The following is a 26989-nucleotide window of genomic DNA, read 5'->3' on the forward strand; positions in this document are numbered from 1 at the left end:
ATACGAAGGCCATCCGTCAAAAGCGCGGGCGTCATCGTGCGGAGAAAATCGCGCTTACGTATAGAGCATAGTAGCCAACGCAGGCTCGATATCCCTCTGGAAGCGACCAAACTCAAATCTTTCGCGAATGTATGCCTCGTACTGTGTCTGCTCCTCCCGGGGCGGCTCGGGAGTGTAAGTGAGGTTAAGTATGGCTGCGAGGACCATCCGATAGAGCGGGGAAGCGTACATCACCATCGATTGCTTCCCGGGCGGCACAATCAGGCGTTCGGGTCTAAGCGGATTTCCGTGCAAGGTGTCGTTGCGGAGGCGCGTGATCTCACCGTAAATCCAGACTGGTAACTTACGCAACGTGCCCTGGGGGTCTCCAAAAACCGTGTAGAGATCCTGATTGCAGTCAGTCAGATTCCAAGTGATGCCCTCCAATAGGTCATATATCTGGCGGTAGGCCTCGCGTCGTGAAGGCCGCAATATTTCAAACGCGGAGGCCCAAAGAGCAACCGAGCGCAGAACGTCATAAAGCTTGTTGTCCACACCCGCCGGCATGAGAGAAGCAGCGTGGGACATATTCAGGGAGCGAAACAGCCGTTCATCTTCTTCGCTCGGCGAGTCGGTCGCAAAGCAACGCTCCCATCGCGCCAACAACTCTTTCAACAACGGCGTATCCAGCTCGCGCGCGGAGATGGTTTGCGGTGATACCGCGGGTGTCGTGACAGCCCTGAGCTTTTTGACCTCATGGATGCCGAACATAAGCGGCGTGCGTGTAATGAGATGGTCGTTCTGATTGTCGATCATCCACGGATAGAAGGACAAGTAGTCTCCGTACAGTGGCCCCATGTTGCGCTGATAGCGAAGGGTAAGCGCCCAAGCCATCGGGATGACACACATTGCAATGGCGTCGCGGAAGCCAGAGATAGCCGCAATGGTCCGGTAGGTGTCGGGCTTGTCGTTTCGCCAAATAATGATGGCCGGTTCTACTGGGACGCCGAATTCCGTTGTGAACCGTCCAAGGAAGCTGCGGAAGCGTTCATTTCGAGCCATCTCCTGAACGCGGTCGTCGGTGACCGGGGCGAGGGCGAACCCATCCACTTCTATGGCTTCGTCGAGCCTGATGTTCGGCAACGCGAACATGGGCTGCCATTGTTGAACGCGCCGGCCTGTCCTCGCCATGTCAGCCAAGCTCGCTCGACTCGGTGAGGGCGTCGAGACTCTTTTCCATCGCGTCCAGTTCGCTGTAAACGGTGAGAAGCAAGGTGGCGGCGGTAGTTAACGCCTGCATCGCCCTCTCAGGCATCGCGCCTTGCGGGTGAAACGTCATGACCTTGTCGTCGTGCTTACCGAAGTAGATGACCGCTCCGAGGCCGTTGGGATGAACAATGTCGGATAGGTGTTCATACGCCTCTCTGTAGGTCTCCACCCTCTTATCCATCTTATCGATTTGATTGAGAATCTGGGTCGCCTTCGAATTGGAGCCGCCGCTCTCCAACAAGGGAGGAAATCGAGTGGCAAAAGTGTACTTGTTCGTAAGGTCGGACAATCCAGCGTAGTCCCCAGCTTCGCAGAGAGCCTGAAGCTTGGTCGAATAATCACAAAAGACAGCGATGTTTTCATATATCGCCCTGGTCGCCATCTCAGTCATCAGAGGGCGCCCAGCGCGAAACTCTGCGTAGCCTCCCTCGACAAACATAAGCATGCGGCGCAAGTGGGCTTGAATAAAACACTGCGCCAAGGCTGGCGCGTACAGCCCCTTTGGCGCATCTCGTATCACAACGTGATCGAGTAACTTCGCCTGTAAGCGTTCGATCGCCTGATTGGTGAGCGACAAGAGGTTGTCGGGCATGTCTGGGGGACAGTCGGTTTTGAGGAACAGCGGCATGTCTTGCCAACCCAGCGGCGCGTGTGTGCATAATCAGGGGGTGGACAGCGGAAAAGTAGCGGCGAAGAAGCGACCGGACGGTATGCCGGTCGGTAAGCCTTTTCAACCTGGAGTTTCGGGTAATCCAGAGGGTAGGCCGCCCGGCATTCCCAACTTGGAAGCCCGCGTCCGTGCCCTGCTGGACGGTGAGGCCCAGCTCCCCGAGCCCATCGCCAACGTCATTCGCGCTCAGTGCGGCGAGGACAAGAAGGCGATCGACGCCGTCTTCATAGCGGTAAGGCCTGGGCGCAGTTCATCGTGGAGCGTGGCTGGGGGAAGGTGCCGGATAAGCTGGGAGGGCGGCGACGCGCCGATCCAGCACACATTCACCCGGAAGATCGACAATGGGTGATTGGAGCACGTCTACGCCCGCCCGAAGCTTTACCCGAAGCAGCAGGCTGCCTTCTTCAATGACGCCCGTTACTCGTGGATTGAGGGCAGCACCAAGAGCGGTAAGACCGTCTCGTGCATGGCCTGGCTGTTCGAGCAGGCGCTGTTCCTCGGCAAGCCCGGTCGTCAGTTCTGGTGGGTAGCGCCAGTCTTTGCCCAAGCGAAGATCGCATACGGTCGGATGAAGCGCGGGCCGCTGCGTGAGCTGGTCCGCTGCGACGACAGCGACCAGACATCACCAACGTCCATCATTTCTCAAGCCTTTCGAAAGACCGGACATCCTCTAAGGTGATGGCGCCCGGGATGCCGTAGATGATGAGAAGCCAGCGAAAGCGGGAGTGGCCGTTCCAAACCCCAAAGTGCGCGTTTCGCGGGATCGTGAGCACGGATTTCAGCGCATCGTGAGCAACGATTTCAGAGGATCGTGAGCAGCGATTTCAGGCGATCGTGAGCAACGTTTGGCGGTGCCGGACGCTTCGACCGACAACTCAACCGGGCTACGGATTTCTCATTCAACCAATGAGGAAGCCTGATGCCTACCGAGAGATTGTCGATGCGCCGGATCCGAGAAGTTCTACGTTTGAGGCACCAGGGCCTGACCGAGCGCGTCATCGCGCGGACGTTGGGAGTGAGCAATGGGGTCGTACACGGTTATGTGCGTCGCGCCCGCCTTGCGGGGCTGACCTGGCCGCTGCCGGAGGGCCTGGACGACGAGAACCTTGAACTGCTGCTGTTTCCGGCGCCGACGGCAGCCTCGCAAAGCGACCGGCGCCCGACACCGGATTGGGCTTATGTCGAGAAGGAGCTGCGCCGCCGCAGCGTGACGCGCCTGCTGTTGTGGGAAGAGTATCGCGCCGCCAATCCGGACGGCTTTGGCTATACCTGGTTTTGCACGACGTTCGAGGCCTGGAAGCAGCGGGCCCGGCCAAGCATGCGTCAGACCCACGCCGGTGGGGAGAAGGTATTCGTCGATTTCGCCGGCGACACCATCGATATCTTCGATCCCATCACCGGCGAAGTGCGCGCCATGAAGCTGTTCGTCGCGGCGATGGGGGCCTCGAACTACACCTATGCCGAGGCCTGCCCAAGCGAGAGCCTGTCCGACTGGATCGGCGTGCATGCCAGCCTGTTCAGGTATCTCGGCGGCGTGCCGAAGTTCGTGGTCTGCGATAATCTCAAGGCCGCCGTGACCAACCCCGATCGCTACGATCCCGGGATCAACCGCACCTATGCTGAGATGGCCGGCCATTACGGCACCGCGATCCTGGCGGCCCGGCCGAGGCGACCAAAGGACAAGGCCAAGGTTGAGGTCGCAGTCCAGATCGCCCAGCGCTGGATCCTGGCCCGCCTGCGCAACCAGCGCTTCTTTTCCCTGGCGGAGCTCAATACCGCCATCCGCGGGCTCGTCGTCGAACTCAACGCCCGCCAGATGCGCGGCTTCGGCTCCAGCCGGACCGAACTGTTCGCCGAGATTGATCGCCCCAGGTTGAGAGAACTGCCGGACCAGCCCTACGTCTTTGCGCGCTGGAAGCGTTGCCGTGTCGCCCCAGATTATCACGTCGAGATCGACGGCCATTGGTATTCCACCCCTTACCGCCTGATCCGTGAACTCGTCGATGTCCGTATCGCCGACAAGACCGTCGAGGTCTTCCACAAGGGACAGAGGATCGCCAGCCACGCCCGTGCGCCCAACCGGCGCGGCCACACCACGATTGCCGATCATATGCCCAGCGCCCACCGCCGCTACGGCAAATGGACACCGGGAGGGCTGATCGCCGCCGGCGAGAAGATCGGTCCATCGACGGCGGCGTTCTTCCAGGTCGTCATCGAAGCCCGGCCGCACCCCGAGCAAGGCTTTCGCACCTGCCTCGGTATTCTGTCGCTGGCCAGGAGCTACGACCATGCGCGCGTCGATGCCGCCTGCCGACGCGGCATCCTGATCAAGGCTCGCTCCGTCGCCTCGATCCGTTCGATCCTCAAGAGCGGCCTCGATCGCGCTTTCCTCGACGAGACGTCCGACCACCAGCCCCTGCGCCACGGCAACATCCGCGGTCAGGGCTATTTCCACTGAACCAGGGAGACTCCAATGCTGACACACCCCACCCATGAACGGCTGATCACGCTTGGCTTGACCGGAATGGCCAAAGCCTTCGAGGAGCAGCGACGATCACCGGACCTCGACGCCCTGCCGTTCGAGGAGCGCATCGGGCTTCTCGTCGATCGCGAAGCCGCCGAGCGCGACACCAAACGTGTCACGACCCGTCTCAAGTTCGCCGCGCTACGCCAGAGCGCATGCGTGGAAGACGTCGATTTGCGCACGCCACGCGGCATCGACCGCAGCGTCTTCGCCAGACTCGTCGGCGGCGACTGGATCGACCGCAACGAGAACCTGCTCATCACAGGGGCAACCGGGCTCGGCAAAAGCTGGATTGCCTGCGCCCTCGGCCACAAGGCCTGCCGCGACAATCGTTCGGTCCAGTATCACCGCGTCCCGCGCCTGTTCGAGGCGCTCGCCCTGGCTCGCGGCGACGGCCGATATGGCCGGCTGCTCAAAACCATCGGCCGCGTTCAACTTCTGATCCTCGATGATTGGGGCCTGTCAGTTCTAAATCCGCCCGAACGGCGCGACCTTCTGGAGATCCTCGATGATCGCCACGGTCGCGCCTCCACCATCGTCACCAGTCAGGTCCCTGTTGAACATTGGCACGACGTTATCGGCGACCCAACCCTCGGCGACGCCATCCTGGATCGCCTCGTTCACAACGCTCACCGTCTGCAACTCTCCGGAGAAAGCATGCGAAAGCAGAACGCCCGCAATCAAACTCTTGACGCCAACTCAAACCCCTGAACCAATCACCCATGTCGGTCAAAGCCGCTGCTCACCATCGCGCGAAACAGCTGCTCACGATCGCCTGAAATCGCCGCTCACCATCAGCGAAATGCGCACCCCAAAGCTCGCAGCGCTGCGCTTTATCTAGTCTACTCTGCTGTCACGGTAGGCAATGCGAGCCTCGTCGGCGAGAAGTGCCTGTCGAAGGGCTTCCAGAGAGTTCTCGCCGAGCTTGATCCAGCACTTATGGTGGCCAAGCCGCTCGAAGGTCTCGGACCTGCTGTCGCCAGTAACCAGGATAGCCCGGCGCCGATCACCCCATTCCTCTATCTTGCCGAAGGCTTTATCGAGCGCCTCGGGGGCAAGCTGGTCGTACGGGGTTTCTGTATATACACCGTCCGTCAGGAGGCCGGCGAAGCGGGTCTGGTGCCCGGCCTTGTTGAGCGTCTTGTGCTCGCCCTCGTTGCCGAAATGGGGGAAGAACAGACAAGCTTCCTGCAGCAGCGGGTCTTCGCTGACCGCCGCGTGCAGCTCCGCCACGGTCCAATTTGTGGGCTGGATCTCACAGGTGCTCTCATCGTGGTCATGCGCAGGCATCACACCCGGCAGCATTAACAGGAGCTTCTTGAGAAGATCGATCTGGCTTGGGTCTACGATAACGAGGGCCTGGGCATCGTCGGCGCAGGTGATCTCTACGCCCGGATAGACGAGGACCGACGTTTCGCTCGACTCCGCCGCCTCCTGAATATAGGGGACAAAGGCGGCGTCATGGTGGTCGGTTATCCCGACGACCGAAATGCCTTTCGCAACGCAAGCAGCCACGAAATTAGCCGCCCAGTCCTTGCGGGCTTGCTCATGCTCCAAGGTACCTCCAGGCAGGACGGACATACCCATCCAATTCCGGTCCCGCGGGGTGTGGCATTGAAGGTCAGTCCGGTGCCAGACCGTCCCTGGATGGCGGCCTTTTGGGTGCGGCATTGGGGGTATCTCGACTGAAATTTGCTCTATAAAAGAACTACTGGTGACGGGTATACGGGGCAAGCGCAAGCTCAACTTTGGATGGAAGTATTTTTCAGTGTTGCGCAATGCTTTCGAAAATCGGGGATGGGTGAGATTAGAGCCGGGACGGCTAGGAGCAGGTTTCATATGGTTGAAGGCATTGATTCGTTAGGGCTGCACCGTGAGCGATGCTCCAGAACAAACAATCGAGGAATTGCTGGCCACGTCGACGGCGCCGGCAAACATCCCATTTGAGTTGAAGGGTTTCGCTGACGAACAGACGGCGAAGGCCCTGGCCGATAAGACAGCAACCTACATCAGGTACATCGGCAGTCGGTTGAATTTGGAGGATCTGGCTGGCGTGACCATGGCGTTCGACTACGCCAAGGCCCTGACTGAGATCGACCGCGGGTATGAAACCCAACACGTCCTGACGCCTTCAACGGAGATCGCGCACGGTGTCGCAATGGCACCCGGCGTATTCCGCGACGGGGTGTTGAAAACCTACTTAGCATTCAACGCTGGTATTCTAAGCCATCTTATGGATCCGGAGGGCGAGTATTTTTCGCAAGTGTACTACCAGCTTGCGCACGAATGCGGCCACGTCCACGACCGCACGGCATTCGATGTCGCCATACCGGGTCTCCTGCAGCGCCCTTATGACTTTGGTAGTGAGCTGGCCCGCATCAAGTTTAGCTTGGGTTGGGATAGCTGGTGTGAGTATGCCGCGACGAGGTTGAGCGCTTCATTCTATCCTGAACAGGTCGTCCAATTCGAAGAGACCTTCTTCGCCGCACTTGATGGCCTCGACGAGCGCGTTGATGTCGCGATGGATGCGTTCCGAGAAGATGGTGACGGTTGGAAGTGCTTCAGAGCCGTAACAGGGGAGTACGGCCGCTTTCTCACATTCACCTCGTATCTGATTGGCCACCTGAATGGGTTGGATGGCGATGTAGACCGCGCGCCGAAGTTCAAGGAGTTCGTGCAGTCCGGCAATTGGCTTGCGCGGTACCTCATCGAGCTGGACGAGATCCTTGAGGGTATTTGGAGCAATTACGGAGAGTGGAAGAGCTTCGAAGAGTTCAATGGAATAGGCGAACTGATCCTGTTGTTGGCAGCGACGCATGGCGTTCACCTCACGGAAGATGGGCTGGCCATCTATTGAGCTGTTGCCAGCTTTCCCAATGCTGCGTGTACAATAAGGCGTGTCAAAGCGTGGCCGTCCATCCGATTACCTGCCTGAGCTTTTGGGCCAGACCATGCGTCCGGAGGTGCGCTTCTCCCATTTTGCGGACGTGTAAATGTTCCTATGGGCCGGTCGAAGCCCTTAAGGCTGTAGGGATTCAAGTCCCCCCGTACCCCTCTCACTAAGACCTCCCAGATGGGGCGTAGGCACCGGATGAACATCGAGCGGTGCGGCGACTATTCGAAAGCGCCAAGCCGTTGCTGAGTGACGTCGGCGCTTGTGTGCCTCACAACCACGGTGCTGTTGTGACGCTGCAGGCCAGCCCCTCAAAGCCGGGAGCCAAAAACTAACCCCATAACAAAGCGACCCGAGCCTACTCCGGGGTACTCGGAAGCCTAAGCCGCTTCGACGCGAGCCACACCCTCACGGTTTATTAGCTTCCCCGACGACAGTCATTACTCTGTACCAGTACCCGTATGTAATTTGCGCGCTCGAACTGCACTCTGCCATCCAGCCAGTGGGGCGTGGAAGACTCGCGAGATGCAAAAGAGAATGAGCCGATTCTGGTGAGAAATGCAGGAAGCCGATGGATTTTCTTGTGATGCTTCCTGGCATCGTAAGTCTTCCGGCCGTGTATGCGTATCGGTGCCTTCCCTGCCTGCGGATCGCGACAAAGGATCTAGATTGAGCGAAAGCAATGGCTTGTGATAGAAGACGAAAAACGCGCGCTCATCACCGAGCCTCTACGGCTGATTGGCAAAATCTTGGTCAGCACTCTTGAGCGTAGGCTAAATCGTCGCAAACATGTCCTCTGCAATAATATATTAGTCGGACGCCGTTGATACAGGCGCCGATCTGGCAGGGTTTGCCGTTCGTATCATCGCCCGCACAATCTACAATCCGAGGATCGCGATTTCGTCGATGAGTGTTGCCGAGCAAATCCATTGGGAAGTCTGTACCCCTGCGAGTAGCAATCTCTTCGGCAGAAGCGCGCTTTAGACCGTAAGCGCTTAGCCGCAACCCTATTGAGGCTGGCTTGACGTTTTGCGGAATCGCCACGGCATGAGGTCTTCGATGCGGCTATGGGGATGGCCGTCGATGATCGTCTCGAGTGTTTCGGCGATGTAGGCGGCCGGGTTGACGTCGTTGAGCTTGCAGGTGGCGACGATCGAGGCGAGCAAGGCCCAGTTTTCGGCTCCGACCTCATGACCGGCGAAGAGCGCATTTTTTCTGGTCAGGCAGACTGGCCGGATGGCGTTCTCGACAGGGTTGGTGTCGAGCTCGAGGCGCCCGTCTTCGAGGAAGCGGGTCAGACCTTGCCAGTGATTGAGCGCGTAGCGGATGTCCTCGGCGAGCGTCGAACCGCTGGAGATCATCGACAGCTGCTTCTCGAACCACATTTTCAAAGCGGCGACGAGAGCCAACGAATGCTCCTTTCGTGCGGCGAGCCGGATGTCCGGCGATGCACCGCGCACCATGGCTTCGATGGCGTAAAGCTGTGCGATGTGCCGAATGGCGGCCTCGGCGATCGGCGATTTGCTATTGCGGGCCAATTTGACGAAGCGTCGGCGCAAGTGGCTCCAGCAATGCACGAGCGTCCAAGGCCCTTGCAGTCGAGCGACTTCGGTCAGTCGATCATAACCGTCATAGGCATCGCATTGCAGGAAGCGTCCGCCAAAGCCATCTAGGAACTGCTCAGCGAAGGCACCGCTGCGACTGGGGGCATATCGGAACAGCACGATCGGCGGACTTGGGCCGCTGTGGCCGCGGTCGTCTGAGGCAATCGCCCAGAAGTAGCCTTTCTTCGTTTGGCCGCGCCCCGGATCGAGTACCGGCGCCTTGGTCTCGTCCATGAACAGCCGATCCGCCATGGCCAGGTGGTGGCGCATGTGTTCCGCGATGGGCTGAAGATGGAAGCAGGCGCGGCCGGACCAGTTGCCCAGTGTCGCCCGATCAAGCCGGATGCCCTGGCGCGCATAGATCTCGGCCTGACGGTAAAATGGCGTATGGTCGCCAAATTTGGAGACGATCACATGCGCGATGGCCGCTTCGGTCGGCAGCCCGCCGGGCACGACGTGCTCCGGTGCGTGCGCCTGCACGACGGGGCCGGAGCAGCGGCGACAGATGTATTTTGGGCGGCGTGTGATCAGCACGCGCCATTGCGCCGGGATCACGTCGAGGCGCTGGCTGACGTCCTCGCCGATCTTCGTCATGGCGCCGCAACCGCACGGGCAAAGCGTACTCGCAGGCTCGATGATCCGTTCCACCCGCGGCAAATGGGCAGGCAGGCAGCCGCGGTTGCGATGAGAACCTTGATCCGGCGCGCTCCGCGATCGGCCCTTGATCACAGCCTCGGCTCTCTCCTGCGCCGCGTCCAGGATGCCTTGCGCGATCTCCACGTCTTCCAGCGGCAAGTGATACTGATCTGGCCGCAGCTTCTCGGACGTCGCGCCGAACTTCTCGCGTCGCAATTCGCCGAGAATGACCTCCAACCGACGCCGCGCCTCTTCCGACGTCGCCAGCGCCGCCTGATGTTCGCTCAAGGCCGCCTGCGTTTGCGCCAAAAGCGCTTTCAATTGTTCATTTTCGTCGCGCAGCGCCGCGATGCTCATGCGCTATTTCGAGCACATCGCCGCCGCGCGTGCCACATTCAAAATAGCTTCCGAGTCATTCTGCCGCAGTTATCCAGCCGCCTGGGGACGCCGCGCTTCTTCCGGGCGGACCAACCTTCAATCCAGCCCCTCGAACAGGGCTGCGAACATCGCCGGCGATATCCGTATCACGCCGTCTGCGATCGTTGGCCAAACGAACTTGCAACCTTCAAGACGCTTGTGCACCAACACCAGACCCGTTCGATCCCAGACCAAAATCTTGATCCGGTCCGCTCGTTTCGATCGGAACACGAAGGCTGCGCCGCTGAACGGGTCGAGACGAAGCATCTCCTGCACCTTCGCCGCAAGCCCATCGTGGCCACAGCGGAAGTCGATCGGCCGCGTCGCGATGTAAATCTTCAGATCGGCACCGGCCGCGATCATCGTGACGCTCGCATCGCGCGGATCACACGGGACAGCTGCTCGCCATCTATGGCTGTGTCCGTCCGCAGCACGACATCGCCGATCGCGATCTCAAGCTTGATCGCCGGAACCTGACGCTCCTCCAACGCACCTTCCACGACTAGCGGCGCGAATGTCGGCTGCGATACCTCGCGCGGCGACAACATGCCTCGCTGTCGAAACCGCCGCCGCCAATCGTAGATTTGCCAGCGCGTCGCTCCGTGCTTGCGCGCCACCTCGGACACCTGGGCACCGGGTAACAGACTCTCGGCGACGATCCGAGCTCTCTCAGCTTCCGAACGTACGCGGCGCCCCGATGGTCCTTCAAGAACCTCCAGCCGGCTCACCGATCCCCTCGTTGAGCCGTCCAAATGGACGTCCTTTTTGCTGTCCAATCCCATCCGAAACCTCCGTCCAAGCCGGAGGCTTCTTTCGCACGTTCATTCGAATTCTGAAGCAAGGGTATCGGCTTCGCGCTTACTTTAGACCGAGCTTTTCCGCTTCTTCGACACTTTGTGGAATGGCTGGATCACTCATTGCGCGTTCCTTATCTTCGTTGCTGGCTACGGATGGCGTTGGCGGTTGCCTGCCCGAATACGGCGGCCGCGTGAATGCTTTCTCCTTCGTCGCTCAGACGGACTATGGCGCGCTGTCGGTAACGCGACGGCCGTTCGAGCGGCGCAATCGTGATCGTTGCTGTATGTGTTTTTGTACGAGACACGTTTAGAAAGGGACTGCCCGTGCCTGCGGTCACATCTATGAATTCGAACGTTGGAGTGGCACTTGCGCCGTAGACGACTATAAAGCTGACCTTCCAGCTAAAGACGCTGAACGGCAATCTTGCTACGCCTGGCGCGCCGGCTAAGTCAGCCTTGTTATTGATAAAATCGCCAATCTTTAGATTGCTCTTGATGAGAATGGCGTCTTCGGGCGTGCACGACTCTTCTTTCTGAGCTAACAGTTCCGCAAAAGCGTAAGTAAATTCGACAGTTTCGTCGCGTGTCGCATTGGACGACAGGTCGAATCCTCCTCCGAATGTGAATTTATTCAGTCCGTACATTTGGGTGAGGGACGCGCCTGGCAGCAAGCTTCCCTTCTCGTCTGCGACGATGTTGAGGTTGACCTTGGCTCCCCAGTCGAACAGCCAATCAACATTTGGGCCACCAAGCTTATTACGTTGTGCCTTGATCGCACTGCGGACGCCCTCTCTCAACTCACACTGAATCTGGCCGATGATGCGTCGTTCGTTGTGCCGCTGTTGCTCCGGTCTTTCGTAGAATTCGTTCATTTCTGGAACGACGGCGCCACATGCGCCTAAGAGGACGCAGCTTGCGGAGAAGCACAGTTTGCAAATGCATTCATGACAATACCCCGCTTCATTGTTGGGCTTGTCAGGGGTGTCGGCAATAGACAGCAAGCGGCGCTAATAAACTTCTAAGCGATAGTGATCATTGGCCACACCTTAAAGTAGATAGAACGGCTTCAGATGTCCTCTCCTCTTGGGAGGAAGACCGGTTGCTTATTGCAATCTAAGGTGATGTCAGGGGAAGACCGCTTTCTTGATCTGAGCCACGACGGTTATGTAGGCCCCTAACTGTAGGCCAAAATATGTCGCGTTACCCGTGTTCAGCGCTCGCTCGGAAAAGTGAAAGATGAGAAGAGCGATGCCCTGAAGTGCGAAGAACGCGAACAGCGCGTTGGTCAAGATGACAAACACCGCTATGATCAGCACAAGGTCAACGGCGGTTGCATTCTCCCAGCGAAGATCTTGAAGGGCACTATTCCAGAGGTATCCGAAGACAAGGGGCAACCAGATAAACCAACCGCCATAAACACGGTCGTAAGCGAGTTATCCCTTGCCCAACGTCGCCACGGTCCGCCAACCCGGTTGAAGGGAAAGCGACTCATGACGCCAGTCATAATCCCATGCCATCGATTGTTGAGCTTAGCTTTATCTTGAATGACCAACTCGCCGGACATCAACAAGAAGCCAATCAAAGTAAGAACTTCCCAAAAGCGCGCCATGAAGCACCCCTCCTATGCGTGACGATTCAAGGCTGAATTTTAACGCGCAATTGAAGGCAATGACCAACGGACTAGTAACCGCCGCCGGTCTTCCGACCGGGGGTGGTGGCTTCCAGCTCATGAGGGAACACATACTAGCTTTTTTTAGCGCATTCCCATCGCCGCGCTTCGTTCCAAGAAGCCCGGCCGATCGCAATTACCAACGGAAAGGCATTTACTTGTTGATCGTGACGGGCCGAGGCCCGCCACCACATCCTGCGCTCAACGTCCGGACGCCGCGAGCGCCGCTCCAAGCTCAGCTAGACGGGCCGGTCACGACAAGATAGTTGTATCGAACCACAGTTTCGTCAAAGCGAAGATGCGCGATGCCAATCTATGAATTAAGACCAAATGAGATTGTCGCCGTTGAAGAAACAAACTTCAACTTAGCAGGAATTCAGGAGCGACGCGACTTGCAGCGACTGCTTCGCGACCATGTAGAGGTAATTTCGCCGGACACTCTCGTAATCTCTGAGGAGTTTGACGAATGGGAAGACGCCAAGCGACGGATCGACTTGTTGGGAATCGATAAAGAAGCAAATCTTGTTGCTATTGAACTGAAGCGCACAGAAGACGGTGGCTATATGGAGCTACAATGCATTCGGTACGCTTCAATGGTGTCTACCATGACGCTCGATCAAGCGGCCAACGTATTTGGGCGCTACCTCAAGAGAATAGGCAGAGAGACGGAGGACCCAAAGGAGTTGATCCTCGACTTCCTTGATTGGGAAGAGTCGAATGAAACGCTGTTCGCCCAAGATGTGCGCATTGTTCTTGCGTCGGCGGAGTTCTCGAAGGAGCTAACCACATCTGTTTTGTGGCTTATTGATCATGGAATCGACATTCAGTGTGTGCGGCTAAAGCCCTACCGACTTGACAATCGCGTCTTAGTTGACGTGCAGCAGATCATTCCATTACCTGAAGCCGCTACATACCAGATTCAGGTTCGCGAGAAAGCTAAGCAGGACCGAGCCGTAAAAACGAGCGGCGTTGATTTCACCAGATTTGACGTTCGTATAAATGATGAACTCCACAAATCTATTTGGAAGCGAAACGCGCTCTACTTAGTTTGCAAGCGCTTGTGCGAAAGCGGCGTTGCCCCTTCCGAAATCGGAGCTCTGTTTACCTGGAGGAATAACGCTTGGTACTTCGTTGATGGTATGGTTGATGGTCCTGAGTTTGAGCGGCTTGCAAAGCAGAAAGAGGCCGAAGGCGGGCCGACTTTTGACGCTCGCAGGTGGTTCTGTGAGTCCGAAGAACTGTTCCAATCGAATGGCAAGACATACGCGTTCTCTAAGATGTGGGGCGGTAAGAATTGGCACAGAGCTATGAATTTGCTGAAGGATACCTATCCGGGATTTAGAATAGATTTCTCGCCTACTTCGTGAAACCGGGATCACCACGTGACCCGCCGAGGCGCCGAGACTGCTCAATGGACCCGTCCACCACGGCTTTTCGCGATAACGCGCGTAAGCTTGTCGGCGCGCAGCATTATTGATTAGCGTAGAGCGCGCGCCTGAAGCCCATCGCATTTCCGGCGAGCGCTGAAGGGTTACGGCTTTCGGGATTTAGCGGCCGCCTCAGACTTTTGTTTCAACGCCGCTAGCCATTCAAGCGTGTCTTGCGATAGCGGCGTTTGGTTCTGTGCAGTTGGCGAAGGATCATTTTCGAAATGATCATCGGGAATCGGGCCAAGTTTTGATCTTGCCATGTTTAGCCTCTTCAACCAATGAGCGGACCAGTAGGCATTTTACCGCAGTGCATGCCGGAATGTCATCATATCGGCAACTCAGAAGCGGCGCCCGATAGTACCTCGTCAAAAGCAGGACGATTCTCAATCCAGATGCGGGTGATGCGCTGAGCGAAAACGAGTGCGGCTTCCACTTTGTCTTTCTCAGCTTCAAAGTCTTCAAATGATCGAATAGCACCAACCATCTTTTTGATCGAAGCGTTCTGTTTCTTCCTCCCGACCGGCTCCAGATACATGCCGTCTTCCAGCAACGGTTGTAATAAACCCAGTGAACCCAGTTGAACGCCTTTCAAATCCAAGCCGATATTGCCCGTCCGACTTAAATGCCGAAACTCTGCAAGCAATGGCATGGAGGGTTCGCGGAATTTGAACCAAGTATCGTCAAACCAGGCAGGACGCGGCGGACTCATTAAAAAGTCTGAACCGGTTCGCCGGTTGAAGTCTTGAACATATTCGAAGTAAAGCCTTCGAAAGTTCGTCATTACCGGATCGACAATCTGTATGCCGGTGGCGTTCTTTTTGGCGATAGCCGCATCAAGGATAGCGTGTTTGATCGCTCTTCGCTTCTGGTCAGAAGTGGGTATCCATTTCCTAATGGCTTCGAGTGTAACTGCGTTGTCGTATCCGTGCCCTGCGGCGATATAAGACGCGGGGGCAACGAGCACGGTCAGATATCTGTCCCACAGACCCTGACTAACGCCGGTCGCGCCTCGCTTCCGATACCGTTCGGCTTGCTGCGGTTGAGCGGCGGCGGTGATCTTGTTTTCGATGAGCAACGCCAACCGTGCAGGGTCGCTACCCGGCCCGACTACCTTGGCAATAACGATCAGGTCGGCGATGCAATGCTTGTCGGCGGGCTGATGATAAACCGCCTCGACGGATTCCAACCTGTCGTGCGACCGGCAGGCGCTTAGGAATGCACGGCCGAAGGCGGGATCGACAAGAAACTCCTCTTCGAGAAAGAAATCGATGCGGAACTCTTGGATTGATCGCTTCGACTTGAAAACGATTTGATGGATCGTCTGTCTGATGATCGTTCATCTGAGCCCCCGCCATTACGCAGTAGCCTATCGAAGAATGAACTATTTGGCTAATTCCTCGCACCGCTGCCGAGCATGCTCCCAAGCATCGAAGTCGGTAGCTGGTGCGGCTTTGGGATCGATGGGCACAATGAAGGGATCGTCCCCAAAATGGATGTAAGACTGCCACAGCTCCTCTGCGGTCATGCCGGGCTTGAATGCACTGGCAAGCCATTCATCGACGACCTTGCGACAGGCAGCCACCGCATCTTGGGCGTTCTCGAACGCGCCATGGGTGACGCGTTCGGATTCGTCCTGGTAGTGATAATTGTCGTCGATGAAAATATGGTAGATTGGGCACCTCTTGTTGAGTGTAACGCAGGACCGGCACGCAGTGAAGATGGCGCTTCTGTATTCAGCGCGCGCAGTTGTAGGTTCGTTGGACCTAGATGCCTCATGTTAGACTGATCGAATTGAGACAGAGCGCCCGTAGGAGGTTTTGGAGCAGGCACTGTAGGAGGCCGTTTGCTGCCACAGGGGGGCTTGCTGGCGCGTTATTTTGACGAGGGGCATCGGAGTTGCTGCATCGTGTCTCGATCGCCTCGCGGCCTATTGTGAGGCTGTATCGATTGCTCGATCCTCCGAGAAGGGAAGTGCGTGCCCAGCGCACTTCCCCCCTTTAGGGGGTAGATTCTAGTCGGGCAGTAATCTCCATCATGTCATAGGGTTAGCTCAAGCCCAAAAAATGTGGGAACGCCGAATGCCGGAAGGCGGAATCCCGATATTTCAACAGGTTACCCTTTCGGCATTACCGGTCATGCCTGCGTTCCCACTTAACTGGTCACGTTACGCAGCTTCTGCGTAGCTCGTATTTGAGTGGTAAGCGTCGTTCTCAGGCCACGGCTTTGAGGGATTGCGCGCGATAGGCCCAGGGAAGCAGCTGATCGATTTCGCTGTTTGGGTGACCGTTGACGATCCTGGTGAGCGCGTCAGTCAGGAAGGCAAGGGGATCGACGTCGTTCAGCTTACAAGTTTCTACCAGGGATGCGATGATGGCCCAGTGCTCGGCGCCGCCGTCGGAGCCAGCGAACAGTGCATTTTTCCGGTTGAGTGCGATCGGACGGATCGAGCGCTCGACGGCGTTGTTGTCGAGCTCGATACGGCCATCATCGATGAAGCGCGTCAGGCCCTCCCAGCGTGAGAGCGCATAGCGGATTGCGTCTGCCAATTTGCCCTTTTGACTGATCAGCGCAAGCTTGGCGCGGAGCCACCGTTCGAACGCTTCCGCCAGCGGTCGGCTTTTCTGTTGCCGAACGAGACGGCGCCCCTCGGCGCTGCGGCCACGGATGCCCTTCTCGACGGCATAGAGCTCGGCGATTTGCTTGAGCGCCTCGCTCGCAATGGGCGCCGGACCGGGTGTGGCAAGCTCGTAGAAGTTACGCCGCATGTGCGACCAGCAGAATGCGAGCCGAACATCGCCACGCTCGGCGAGCTTGCCATAGCCGGCATAGCCGTCGACCTGCAGAATCCCCTTGAAGCCTGCCAGATGAGCGATCGGTCGATCGGCTTTGCGATCGGGGGCATAGACATAGGCGACGCCGGGCGGATCTGCGCCGCCCCACGGCCGGTCGTCCGCAGCATAGGTCCAGAGCTGACCGGTCTTGGTGCGCCCACGGCCGGGATCGAGCACCGGCATCGTCGTCTCGTCGGCGAACAGCTTTGGCCGTTGCTTAAGCTTGCCTAGGAGGCGCTCATGCAACGGACGCAGATGGAAGGCTGCCTGCCCCACCCAGTCCGCCAACGTTGAACGATCGAGCTCAATGCCCTGGCGGGCATAGATCTGCGCTTGCCGATAGAGCGGCAGGTGATCGGCATATTTTGACACCAGAACCTGTGCGACGGTTGCTTCCGTTGGCAGTCCGCCCTCGATCAGCCGAGCCGGAGCTGGCGCCTGCATGACGCCATCCTCGCAAACCCGGCAGGCGTATTTGGGCCGCCGGGTCACGAGGATCCGGAACTGCGCCGGGACCAGGTCCAGCCGCTCGCTTCTATCCTCGCCGACCCGATGTAACTCGCCTTGGCAGCAGGGACAGGTCCTGTCCTCGATGTCGACGATGACCTCGATCCGCGGCAGGTGCGCCGGCAAGGCGCCACGGTTGCCCCGGCGCTTGCGAGCTCGCGCATCACGGCCTTCAGGTGCAATGATGTCCTGTGCCGTCTCGCCGTACGCTGCGACTTGCTCGACGTCTTCCAGGCCCAGCAGCATCTGGTCTTCAGGCAGCGTCTCTGCCCGTCGGCCAAACCGATGCCGCTGCAATTCCTTGATGATCTGACGCAGCCGCTCGCTCTCGCACCGCTCGGCGAGCAGCATCGCTTTCAGCGTCTCCGGATCGTCAGGCAGGACGTCGCTCACAGCCAAATCAGAGCATATTCGCCGCCATCTGGCGACGCATCCGACGGTCCTGATTCACTTCGCCGCAGCGCTGCCAACAACTACCCGGGCTGCGCTGGCGCCGGCGTCCCCCGTGCCTCGTGCACAAGCCGCCAGTCGAGTCCTTCCAGCAGCGCCGACAATTGCGCTGCCGACAGGCGCATCACACCGTCCTCGATCTTCGGCCAGCGGAAGGTCCCATCCTCAAGCCTCTTGGCGAACAGGCACAGGCCCGTTCCATCCCAGAACACCAGCTTGATCCGGTCCGCCCGCTTGGCCCGGAACACATAGACAGCTCCCGAGAATGGATCTGCACCCATGCTCTCGCGCACCAGGGTCGCAAGACCCTCCATGCCCTTGCGGAAGTCTACCGGCTTGGTCGCCACCATCACCCGGACCGCACCTGACGGACCGATCACCGGCTCACCTTCAGCGCCTGGACAATCGACGCAATCATCGCCGTATCCGCTCCACGACCGGCTCGGATCGTGATGCCGTCCACTTCAATCTCGATGATCCCGCTATCTGCCTTGCGCACCGTTTTGCGCTCCCGGTGAGCACTTGGCGCCGGTACCACTGCGTCCACCACCGCCGGCACAAACTGTACTTCGTCAGCTTCGGAATGACCGCCTGCTGCTTCTCGCAACTGACGTCGCCAGCCAAACAGCTGCTGCGGCGACAATCCATGCCGTCGAGCCACGGAACACACCGAGTCGCCACTCGCCACGATCTCCGCGACGATCCGCACCTTGTCCTCGTCGCTCCACTTCCGCCGACGACCGGCTCCGGTGAAGACCTCGAGCCGCCGCACCGGCTCCGTGATAGCAGTATGCACTGTGTCCATTCTAAGCCTAACGGTCGAACCCGAACCGCAGACTCGCAGATCACACCGTCATCCGGTAGGTGGCCGCTGAACAGCGCTTACTTTGAGTGCGTACCTTCACGGAATTCGCCGCGACCTTCCGCGAACGGCCCACCCGGCACGTCTAGCCATTTGATGGTAGTGCTCTTCGGAGCCAGACAGGCAACGACTTCACCTCTGTCCAGAAGCTCTTCGACCATGCCCTCAAGCTTACCGCGTGAAATGCGAAGCTCCTGCGGCATGCGCGCTTTACGAGTGAACACACCATTTTGCCCGGTCTTCGTGAACGGTTGGCCATCCAGCGCCGCGTCCTCAATAGCCAAACGCAGCATTGGAAGCAGCTCAAGTTGCGGCGGTGAACTCAAGCGCAATTGGGCAGAGCAATCGATGAGCAGTCCCGTATTGCGATCGCGAACATAAGTGGCGATGAGCCGCGAAGCTGGGCCGTTCACCGTCACCACACCACCGCGCACCACGCTGTTTGGTGCATACACAGTATGAAGTTCTTTGCAGACCTTGCGTCCTTCGTCCTCTTCAACAGACCACAAAGCGTAAGCCATCCGCATGCCATCGACGAGTGCAGTAGTGCCCCTGATCGCCTCGCGCGCGTCAATCAGCGTTTTGATCGTCATGCCTTGCCGCGCATACACGCGGTCGCGTGGAAGCAATGGCGGCGCTCGTCGTGATCTTGAAGACTTGCGAGCTGCGATCAACCATCACTCGAAGGAGGGTTTCCATCGTGGAGTAGTTCGCGTGGTGTTGCCAGAGAAAGGCTTGCCGCGTGAGCGGTGGCTAGATCGTGTCGAAGCGGCAAGGTTCTTGTGGGCGTGCTGGCGCTATCCGCGAAACACAGACCATTCATGTCGGCCCACTTAAAGGTAAGAAGATAGAAACAGACAGGCGACCGTTACGGCATATCGCACGCTTTGCGCTAATCGGTCTGTACACCGGCACGCGCGCGGGAGCCATTGCTAGCGCGTCGCCGCACCGCGCCGAGGGCAAGTCTTATATCGACCTCGAACGCGGCATCTTCTATCGGCTTGCGATCGGCCGACGCGCTACCGCAAAAAGACAATCGCCGGTGCCGTTGCCGTCGAGGTTATTAGCCCATCTGCGCCGCTGGTCCCGCTTGGGAATCGCCCAAAACCATTTCGTTGAATGGAACGGCAAATCCGTGCTTTCAGTGAAAACGGGATTTGCGTCGGGAGTGCGCCTAGCCAAACTCGACGTGACGTTGGGAAATGTTACGCCTCACACGCTCCGGCACACCGCAGCAACTTGGCTGATGCAAGCCGCAGCGCCCATGTGGGAAGCCGCTGGCTTTCTTGGAATGAGCGAGAAAACACTTCGTGAAACTTACGGTCACCATCACCCCGACTTCCTAAGGGGTGCCGCGAACGCCATTGGTAAGCGGCGGACACCAAACAAGAACGTAGCATTGGTCGATCGGTTGGTTGAACGAAACGCGCCCGCTCTGAAAACCTCCCAACGTCTTGAAAAGGCTGGTGGGCCCGGCAGGACTCGAACCTGCAACCAGACCGTTATGAGCGGCCGGCTCTAACCATTGAGCTACAGGCCCGTTCCCAATCGTCATGCTGACGCGGAAGGGAAGGGAGGCGATCGTCTTGTGAAAACTAGCTCGCCTTGCGTTCGGGCGGATCACCGGCTTCTAGCAGGGGAGGCGCCAAACTGGGAATTTCAGGCATTGACTTGCCGGCTATCGCTTGGAGGTCGCCGACCATCCCGACGGTCGAATCTATCACAGATACAATCTGTGTTTCGCGTTTAGCCCATTGGCGACCCATAAACTTGCGTTCCTTGTCCAGGTCGTCTCTCATGTCATTAAATTTCTCGATGACCGCTTCGACACGTTGCCGGAATCTGGTGCCGGTCAGATAGTCATAGACCTGCTCCATCTTTGTCTGCTGGCCTTGTTGCACGAGTCGTGCGCCGCATACGTCGAGCAGCGCTTGACGCAGCGCTACCGCAACGGGGAGGGCGCACCGAGGATGAGCGACCCACACGCCATCCATCAGATCGAATTGTTCGATATGTTTGGGTAGCGCGTGCGAGATGATGAGCGATACGTCGGCGCCCGACCGCCGTTGGTCATCCCTGAGCTTCGCCAGCCAACCGTCGCTCCACGATTTGGTACGTTTCGTCTCCCATAGGATTATGCCTGCCGGCTGCCCGACGGCGCCGTTGACCTGCTGGATGACGTCGGCGCCAAGCTCGCCTTTGCCGACCGGTTCTATGATATCGGTTGGGAAACGGCTGCGCAAAAGCTCCTCGAGTTCCAGTTCGAGGACTTCGCCTTGGGCCTGTTGCGAACCTTGCTCCGCCTTGCGCTTGAGTTCCTCGATCGTACGTGCCATCGACTCGATCGTTTGATCCTTTTCGGCAACGCGAAGCCTGGCAGCGTCGTCGGCTTCCTGCCTCGCCTTGGTCTGAACCGTTGCAACGGAGGCTTGAACGCGCTTTTCGATGGTCAAGTCCAACTCACGCTTCTCATCGTCCAGCGCGCGCTGCTTGCGAATAAGTTCAGCCTGAGCCTGCTGGGCTTCGGCCAGCTTGCGGTTATTCGCCTCCAGAAGCTGACGGAGCTCGGCAGCCTCATTAATTTTCGCTGATAGTTCCGTGGCAGAGGCTTCGCGCGCCTTCTTGGCTTCAGAAGCGACAATCCGCTCGCGTTCGGCCGTCAATCGTTTCGCGACCTGGTCTTCGACCGCCTCGCGGTCCTTGGTGAGCTGTTCGCGTTCCAGACGGAGCGCCTCAGTCTTGCGCGCGACTTCAGCATCTTTTCCCGCGAGCTGTTCCTGGAAGCGCCGGCGGGTTTGCTCGAGCAGCGGCGCGGCAAGCGATTCCGTCAGTCGAATTTCGTGATTGCAGTTCGGACAGTGTAAGGTAGGCTCGTATGCGCCATTCGTGGCTGCCGCTTTGAAGCTCATCGCGTTGATCTCATTCGTCGCTGAGTCGCGATTGAACCGTATTGGTGTGTCGGCGCCAGAGCGGAATGTGCGTGTCCACATGGGATTTCCACCTGTGGGCTTCAAATCTGAAATCCGAACGTGCGGGATCCGTCGAAATATTCCATAATCTATGTTATGCGAACCGAAATACACCAGCTCTTTCAATGGGTAGGCATAAAAGATTCCATAACTAGGAACTAGAGATCGATCCTACCCTGCTCGTCCGCGTCCGCGGCGTTGTCGATCGGCGTGATCCTGATCTTTGCGCGCGACAGCCAGTTTTGCGGTCAACTTGCCCCAGGTCTCGGGCGTAGCCGTCCAGGCTTGTCGCTGATCGTTGCCGCTTGGAAGCTGAGACCCGGCGTCAGGCCATCGGAGCTGATGAGACGGTGGATCATTCTCCTGCGTTCTTCTCGCGCGCCGGACCTTGCCATGATCGCCCTTCGAAGTGATCAAGTCCAAGTTCCTCCTTCAACTGTTGATGCGCCTGCTCACAAATCCACCGTGCCTTGATGGTGGCGGCCAGCGTGCGCAGATCCGTCGTCGCCGGAAGATTGGCGAGATAGTATTTCTTCTCCCCGGAGGCACGTTGCTCGCCAATGAGCCAGGCTTCGTCGCCTGGGAGATGCTGCTGACCTTTATCCCATATCCGCTGCGGAGGGCCGTCGGCGGTGCGGACACGGAGAGCAGCAAATCGGGCTTTTAGCCGACCTTTCGTCCCGCTGCGCCAACTCACGGTTTTCCATTTGGCGCTGGCCAGCATTTGTTCTGCCGCAATCGATAAGATATCGGGCACGTGGTGCTTTCGTGGTTTCCCGCGAACTTTAGTAATCGGCCAAATGAGCTTCACATCGACCGGATACACTTTCTGGTGCCGAGGGATACCGACCGCCCAGGCCAGCCCGCGCTCTGTTAGCCCTTGTCGAAACGGCGCGCTGAGGCCGTATCCTGCATCCGCCAGCACACATCCAAAGCGTATGTTGGCTGCCATCGCGCGGTCAATCTCGGCCAAAGCGATCTCCGGCTTGGACCGCGGCGTTCGGTGTTCGACTGGCACGCGAGCGCGCTTCAAGCGAGGCATGTCGCTTGTCCAGCTGTCAGGCAGAAAGAGACGTAACGCGACCATCACGGGCACTTCCCCGCGCGCAAGCGTTAAAGACACCAGCGTTTGGCAATTTGCAGTTTTACCGAGAGCCGACGCGTATTGAGCCGCAACACCGACCGATCGCTCACCCTTTTTCGGCAGTGAGGTGTCATCAATAACCAGCACCGCATCCCTGCCGCCGACAAGTCGGTCCGCCTGGTTGAGCAGCTCTGTCTCTAGCGGCGTCGCGTTCCAGACGCCGTCCGCAATGAAATGGTGCAACTGGTCGTAGTTGCTCGTGGCAAGGCGTTCCGCCATCGGCTGAACGCTCTTGCGATCGCCAGGACCGATCAATCCCGCAACATATACCATCCGCTGTCGGGTCTTATGACCCAGCCGGTCCAAGAACGGCATCAGCCAGCGTTCGATTTCGTCTTCCCATCCCGGCATGGTCAGCCCTCCAAGAGCCGACCACCCATGAATCATTGAAAAATTGATTCGGGAATCGTATAAATCGCGGCAAAATCAACAATCTGCCAAATGCTAGTGAACGGCTAATCACCGGCCTCTCTGCGGGTGGAGAGCGAGCACTGCTCAATATAAAAGAACCGCTTCTGTTGTGGGTCGCAAGCCGCCGAACTGGCGCCCGGCTGCAAACTTCCGGTCTCCGCTCTTGAGCCGACATGTCGGGACGCCGCGTCCAACGGATACCCGCACGCCCATTCGGGCAAGCCCCACCACTCGAAAGGCGACCACCTCAACTCAACGCGAACAGCCAATCGCATTGACCGATTTGCGCTATGGACAGCCGCCGACTGAGCACCGACACCCCTGCATGTAAACACCGTACGGCGCAGCTACGGAACAACGTTACATCAAAGAGATTCGCGGATCGTCAGTCTGTTCTCTGCCTTTGGGCAAGGAACGCGCCGCGCAATAGACATTGTCCGACGCTAGTCTCGCACGGGTCAACAGGGCGACATCGGGCGGTACCTACACAGCCGGGCCATCGTTCGAGAGATCGGGGAGAGGCTACGCGCGTCGCTGAAACAACAGCTGACGCTTTGAAAGGAAACTGGAGACCGCCGCTTTTGGCTATCTGCGCGAGCGCTTGTATTCAGAGCAGCGGGTCGCAGGCAGCGACCATTGGCTATCCGCGACATGCGCCGTGTTAGTACCGGCGAGCGACGGTCTCATGTTTGCTTAAAGCCTGCCAGGGGCTTTTCGTTCCCTTATCTCTAATCGCGAACGCGATGTTCCCATTCGATCGGCGACCAGGAGTGCGGAGCCGACCAAATCCGCCTTCTGCTCAAGCGTCGCTTTGCCGATCTCCCGCGCCAGCGGCAAGCGCTGAACCGACGAAGCGATAACCGTCGGACCGAACGCTCCCCAGAAGGAGACTCGCGGATACGGCAGTTGCGGATCGCGCCAGAAATTCACGACGTTTTATGGAAGCCTCCACTATGAAATTGCTGCACCGGCACCAATCACGCGACTAAGGGGCTTAAACGAAATCGCGATAAGCCCGATGGGAAAAACTTCAGAAATTGACAAAGGGCCGCGCCGTCAAGAAAAGGGGCAGAAGCAACGCGAAGCCAAAAGCACGCCCATGTCCCGACAACCCGAGTATGAGCGAGTGATGCGGCTTTAGAAAGCTCAATGTGTCCGGTTTGCGCCCAGACGTGGCCATCGACGAACAGCGCTTGCCAGGTTGGCTATGTGCCCAATAACAGACGAGCCCAAATACGTGCGAGAGTTCACCTCTCGCGTCAGGCTCTCGACCTCGGTCGTCCTGGGATCAGCCAGACGGACGAGCAGTCACTGCCCCCGAAACGAACCGCTCAAGATCGGCGACATCGACAGCAAGCGCGCGGGATTGAAATCACGCATGGTCGTTCCTGAGAGTGACGTTTCCGAGGGGACGAGATATTGACTTCATCGTCTAGAAAACGAATTCTGATGGCATGGGCCATCCGAAGTTCAGCCAAGAGAAATTTTTTGAAGCGGCTCTGGAAATCGTAGCAGACCGTGGCGCGGCGGGAGTAACGGTCGCGTCCGTCAGTGAGCGCCTGGGATCGCCTAGGGGTTCATTGCGAACGCGTAGCCGAAATGACTCAGCGCATGGAGGGCGGATCACACAAATGGGCGCGGATAATCTTCGGGAAAGAAGGACGTGAAGAGGTACGCCTCGCGCAATTCTTGGTTTCCGAGCTTCCGGTCGCGGCCGTACGCCAACACCTCTTGCGCGGCGAAAAGCCACCGGAACTGATCGACCGCATCATCCGCGCAACGTACCGGGCCGTCGTGGCGGATTACGGGCGCGAAAAAACGGTTCGCCTGCTCGACGTCGCAAGAAGGAAGCATAGGCAATCCATTGCCCACGGCAATGTCCCGGCCTACCAGGCCGGGATGAACCGCCAGGATCCCGTCGATTGTCGCTCCAACAGCGTTCGGCCGGCACCCCATGGTTCGGGCGTGAGGCCGCGGACATGTACTTCAATCCGGTCGACGTCCACCTGAATGATGATCATATTGGCGTCCGCGAAGCCGGGCGGAAAGTGCGCGTCCAAATCGCTCGGCCACATGGTTCGCATTTCCGCGACATCGTCGATGATCGTTGCGCGACCGCCGAGCGCGATATAACGCTCGCCCGAAGGATGTTGAAATGCGAGGGTCACCAAAGGGGCCGCTTGCACCTCCGCAACTTTGCGCGAACTTTTGCGGACGAGGAATCGCCGGGTCCACTCATCGGACCGTGGCGGCCCTGCCGAGGAACTGACAGCCCGGGTGCTTGTGCCGCCCTCCAATGACCGTGTGGCAAGCCAACAAACAGGCACCGCAGCTATCGTCTCGCGCGCGGCGTCGAGAAACTTAACTATCTGAGCTTCGCTGAAGGTAGGGGCCACGGGCATCGTGTCTGGCATGAGGCCCTCCTCGGAAGAGCCAATCTTGCCAGATCTAGTCGATAACGTCTAGAATATTTATTCTACAACGATGGCACGCTACTTTGAAAGCCCGGCTAAGTCCCTCATTCGCGCCGAGTACAAGTCCGTAACGAATACCCGGGCATTTGTCGTGTAGATCACGCGGGCCCGATCCACCTATACCCCTACATGCAAACCGTGGTCACCTCGATTTGCTTCATTCCATTGCGGCACCTCCGACAGATCGCGATCGACGAAGTCACGCAACAATAGCGCCCGTAAGCGTGCAAACCCAGATCTGTAAAACCGCCGCATTCAGTAGGACTGCCGCCCGCCGGTCGCCCCAAATTTCCCGACGATGGCGCGGAAGGTCGTCTCGATCATGTCATCTACGATGACGGGTGGCGGGACGCCCTGCCGCAAGTAAGGACTGACGGCCGCTTTCGGAACCTCGGCCACTACAAAGCGCGCGAGCCGAAGCTCGTTCGCACCCACTCCGCCGAATGTATCGCGCGCGAGCCGCTTGTAAGCCGCATCAACCAACCGACCCTGGCGCACCACACGATCCTTGAGAAATTGGGGCCAATTGCCATGTGCGAAGTCATCCCGGTGGTAAAGGAGAAATGCGCGTGCTTCATTGAAATGGTCGCGGACCCATATCGGCGTGTGCATCGCGGCGGCCAGCCCGTCCCCTGCCTTGATCGCGGCCAAGAAGCCTGTTTGAAACGCCAATGCCGTGTCCAACCACACGTTTGCCAACAGCACGTCTCGCGAGGCAAATCGGTGATAGAAAGAACCAATAGGCGCTCCCAGCCGTTCGGTGACGGACGTCACCGTGACCGACGCGGGTCCGCCCGCCGCAGCGAGATCACGCGCAGCCTCGACAAAGTCGGCATCCTCAAAAAGGCGCTTTGGCATTTATTAGAATATACCCTCTAGTAGATTATTTCTAGTGGGAGTATATCGAATGAATGGTCGGCCGAGAACCCTCTCCCCCCAACCCGGACTATGTCGAGACGGCAAAGCGATTTTTGATGGAGATGCCCATCTCGCGGCATCTCGGCTTTGCGATCACAGACGTCGGCCCCGGCCTCTTCGAAATTACGCAGCCGTTCCGCGAAGAACTCTCGTTCAAGCCAGGCATCTTTCAGGCAGGTCCAGTTGGAACCCTGGCCGACATGGCGGCCGCCTGCGCCGGAATGACGATGCTACCCCGCGGTTGGGCCGCCTCCACGGTGGACTATACAATCAAGCTTGTCGCGCCCGCGTCCGGCGAGAAGCTCGTCGCGCGGGGCCGGTTGGTGAGGTCTGGTCGGACGCTGTCCGTCACCGCCTCAGACGTCTACGCGGTGTGCCAGGGAGATGAAACGCTCTGCGCAACGGCTTTGGCTACGATCCGTAATTTCGAAGTGCCCGATTCATGAGCGCATCTGCTTTCTATGGACTGGTGCTGTTCTCCGCGGTGGCTCGCGCCATCTGGAATTCGCTGGTGAAGTCGGCCGGCGATCGCACG

24 protein-coding genes, 1 tRNA gene and 2 pseudogenes are annotated in these 26989 nt (G+C 58.4%); 7 read left to right on the forward strand and 20 right to left on the reverse strand.

Annotated features, from left to right (window positions below):
* Positions 1-54: 54 nt before the first annotated feature.
* Both IVA93_RS37955 and IVA93_RS37960 read right to left on the reverse strand, forming a co-directional pair.
* Positions 55-1179: a hypothetical protein gene (locus tag IVA93_RS37955; RefSeq protein WP_247790058.1), complete on the reverse strand. Its 1125-nt coding sequence runs from the start codon at positions 1177-1179 to the stop codon at positions 55-57.
* Positions 1172-1876 (reverse strand): hypothetical protein, encoded by a 705-nt coding sequence (locus IVA93_RS37960; protein ID WP_247790059.1) that lies wholly within the window; start codon positions 1874-1876, stop codon positions 1172-1174. Before IVA93_RS37960 ends, IVA93_RS37955 begins: the two co-directional genes overlap by 8 nt.
* Before the next feature lie 391 nt (positions 1877-2267).
* Here IVA93_RS37960 and IVA93_RS37965 point away from each other — a divergent pair, with 391 nt between their 5' ends.
* The 3 genes from IVA93_RS37965 (at position 2268) to istB (ending at position 5153) form a co-directional block, all read left to right on the forward strand.
* The gene (locus IVA93_RS37965) at positions 2268-2597 is read left to right on the forward strand and encodes a hypothetical protein (protein WP_247790060.1); all 330 of its coding nucleotides are present in this window, start codon (positions 2268-2270) and stop codon (positions 2595-2597) included.
* 240 nt (positions 2598-2837) lie between these two features.
* Positions 2838-4376 (forward strand): IS21 family transposase, encoded by a 1539-nt coding sequence (gene istA / locus IVA93_RS37970; RefSeq protein WP_247789951.1) that lies wholly within the window; start codon positions 2838-2840, stop codon positions 4374-4376.
* A gap of 15 nt (positions 4377-4391) precedes the next feature.
* Positions 4392-5153: an IS21-like element helper ATPase IstB gene (gene istB, locus IVA93_RS37975; protein ID WP_247365695.1), complete on the forward strand. Its 762-nt coding sequence runs from the start codon at positions 4392-4394 to the stop codon at positions 5151-5153.
* 126 nt (positions 5154-5279) lie between these two features.
* Here the strand turns inward: istB and IVA93_RS37980 are convergent, their stop codons facing one another.
* A complete protein-coding gene (locus IVA93_RS37980; RefSeq protein ID WP_247790061.1) occupies positions 5280-5999 on the reverse strand; it encodes a PHP domain-containing protein in 720 nt (239 codons plus the stop codon).
* A gap of 316 nt (positions 6000-6315) precedes the next feature.
* Here IVA93_RS37980 and IVA93_RS37985 point away from each other — a divergent pair, with 316 nt between their 5' ends.
* Positions 6316-7299, forward strand: a complete 984-nt coding sequence (locus IVA93_RS37985; RefSeq protein ID WP_247790062.1) for a hypothetical protein — start codon at positions 6316-6318, stop codon at positions 7297-7299.
* A 1043-nt stretch (positions 7300-8342) separates the two neighbouring features.
* On the opposite strand, the gene tnpC (IVA93_RS37990) is transcribed toward IVA93_RS37985, so the two are convergent.
* From tnpC (IVA93_RS37990) to IVA93_RS38015, 6 genes are all read right to left on the reverse strand, one after another.
* Positions 8343-9932, reverse strand: coding sequence for an IS66 family transposase (gene tnpC / locus IVA93_RS37990; RefSeq protein ID WP_247369577.1), 1590 nt, complete (start codon positions 9930-9932; stop codon positions 8343-8345).
* Positions 9933-10049: 117 nt separating this feature from the next.
* Entirely contained in the window at positions 10050-10355 is a 306-nt protein-coding gene (gene tnpB, locus IVA93_RS37995) for an IS66 family insertion sequence element accessory protein TnpB (RefSeq protein ID WP_247790063.1), read from the reverse strand.
* On the reverse strand, positions 10352-10774 hold the full coding sequence (tnpA, locus tag IVA93_RS38000) for an IS66-like element accessory protein TnpA (protein ID WP_247483179.1): 423 nt from the start codon (positions 10772-10774) through the stop codon (positions 10352-10354). The genes tnpB (IVA93_RS37995) and tnpA (IVA93_RS38000) overlap by 4 nt, the downstream gene beginning before the upstream one ends.
* A 146-nt stretch (positions 10775-10920) precedes the next feature.
* Positions 10921-11661 (reverse strand): hypothetical protein, encoded by a 741-nt coding sequence (locus IVA93_RS38005; protein ID WP_247790064.1) that lies wholly within the window; start codon positions 11659-11661, stop codon positions 10921-10923.
* Between the two features lie 252 nt (positions 11662-11913).
* Positions 11914-12078 carry a hypothetical protein gene (locus IVA93_RS38010; protein WP_247790065.1) on the reverse strand — a complete coding sequence of 55 codons (165 nt, stop codon included), beginning with the start codon at positions 12076-12078 and terminating at the stop codon, positions 11914-11916.
* A gap of 20 nt (positions 12079-12098) precedes the next feature.
* Complete coding sequence (locus IVA93_RS38015) at positions 12099-12398, reverse strand: hypothetical protein (protein ID WP_247790066.1); 300 nt, start codon at positions 12396-12398, stop codon at positions 12099-12101.
* Between the two features lie 365 nt (positions 12399-12763).
* Here IVA93_RS38015 and IVA93_RS38020 point away from each other — a divergent pair, with 365 nt between their 5' ends.
* Positions 12764-13825, forward strand: a complete 1062-nt coding sequence (locus tag IVA93_RS38020; protein WP_247790067.1) for a PDDEXK family nuclease — start codon at positions 12764-12766, stop codon at positions 13823-13825.
* Positions 13826-14213: 388 nt separating this feature from the next.
* On the opposite strand, the gene IVA93_RS38025 is transcribed toward IVA93_RS38020, so the two are convergent.
* The 5 genes from IVA93_RS38025 to IVA93_RS38045 all read right to left on the reverse strand — a co-directional run bounded on the left by IVA93_RS38025 (position 14214) and on the right by IVA93_RS38045 (position 19131).
* Entirely contained in the window at positions 14214-15074 is an 861-nt protein-coding gene (locus IVA93_RS38025; RefSeq protein ID WP_247790068.1) for a hypothetical protein, read from the reverse strand.
* A 1024-nt stretch (positions 15075-16098) separates the two neighbouring features.
* Positions 16099-17577 (reverse strand): IS66 family transposase, encoded by a 1479-nt coding sequence (gene tnpC / locus IVA93_RS38030; protein WP_247790093.1) that lies wholly within the window; start codon positions 17575-17577, stop codon positions 16099-16101.
* A 122-nt stretch (positions 17578-17699) separates the two neighbouring features.
* Complete coding sequence (tnpB, locus tag IVA93_RS38035; protein WP_247295361.1) at positions 17700-18056, reverse strand: IS66 family insertion sequence element accessory protein TnpB; 357 nt, start codon at positions 18054-18056, stop codon at positions 17700-17702.
* Entirely contained in the window at positions 18053-18481 is a 429-nt protein-coding gene (tnpA, locus tag IVA93_RS38040; protein ID WP_247789533.1) for an IS66-like element accessory protein TnpA, read from the reverse strand. The genes tnpB (IVA93_RS38035) and tnpA (IVA93_RS38040) overlap by 4 nt, the downstream gene beginning before the upstream one ends.
* A gap of 77 nt (positions 18482-18558) precedes the next feature.
* Entirely contained in the window at positions 18559-19131 is a 573-nt protein-coding gene (locus tag IVA93_RS38045) for a hypothetical protein (protein WP_247790069.1), read from the reverse strand.
* A 167-nt stretch (positions 19132-19298) separates the two neighbouring features.
* On the opposite strand from IVA93_RS38045, the pseudogene IVA93_RS38050 reads away from it, so the two are divergent.
* Positions 19299-19808, forward strand: a pseudogene (locus IVA93_RS38050) (site-specific integrase); the annotation flags it as partial.
* 194 nt (positions 19809-20002) lie between these two features.
* On the opposite strand, the gene IVA93_RS38055 reads toward IVA93_RS38050, so the two are convergent.
* The 6 genes and pseudogenes from IVA93_RS38055 to IVA93_RS38080 form a co-directional block, all read right to left on the reverse strand.
* Positions 20003-20078, reverse strand: a tRNA-Ile gene (locus tag IVA93_RS38055).
* Between the two features lie 55 nt (positions 20079-20133).
* On the reverse strand, positions 20134-21447 hold the full coding sequence (locus IVA93_RS38060) for a DUF2130 domain-containing protein (protein ID WP_247387174.1): 1314 nt from the start codon (positions 21445-21447) through the stop codon (positions 20134-20136).
* A gap of 445 nt (positions 21448-21892) precedes the next feature.
* Positions 21893-23038 (reverse strand): annotated as a pseudogene (locus IVA93_RS38065) (IS701 family transposase); the annotation flags it as partial.
* 1647 nt (positions 23039-24685) lie between these two features.
* Positions 24686-24934 (reverse strand): hypothetical protein, encoded by a 249-nt coding sequence (locus IVA93_RS38070; RefSeq protein WP_247790070.1) that lies wholly within the window; start codon positions 24932-24934, stop codon positions 24686-24688.
* Between the two features lie 14 nt (positions 24935-24948).
* The gene (locus tag IVA93_RS38075) at positions 24949-25476 is read right to left on the reverse strand and encodes a pyridoxamine 5'-phosphate oxidase family protein (RefSeq protein ID WP_247790071.1); all 528 of its coding nucleotides are present in this window, start codon (positions 25474-25476) and stop codon (positions 24949-24951) included.
* A gap of 315 nt (positions 25477-25791) precedes the next feature.
* Positions 25792-26394 (reverse strand): TetR/AcrR family transcriptional regulator, encoded by a 603-nt coding sequence (locus tag IVA93_RS38080; protein ID WP_247531062.1) that lies wholly within the window; start codon positions 26392-26394, stop codon positions 25792-25794.
* A gap of 53 nt (positions 26395-26447) precedes the next feature.
* Here IVA93_RS38080 and IVA93_RS38085 point away from each other — a divergent pair, with 53 nt between their 5' ends.
* The gene (locus IVA93_RS38085) at positions 26448-26900 is read left to right on the forward strand and encodes a PaaI family thioesterase (protein WP_247790072.1); all 453 of its coding nucleotides are present in this window, start codon (positions 26448-26450) and stop codon (positions 26898-26900) included.
* Positions 26901-26989: the final 89 nt, after the last annotated feature.

Source organism: Bradyrhizobium sp. 155 (assembly GCF_023101105.1).
Taxonomy (GTDB): domain Bacteria; phylum Pseudomonadota; class Alphaproteobacteria; order Rhizobiales; family Xanthobacteraceae; genus Bradyrhizobium; species Bradyrhizobium canariense_D.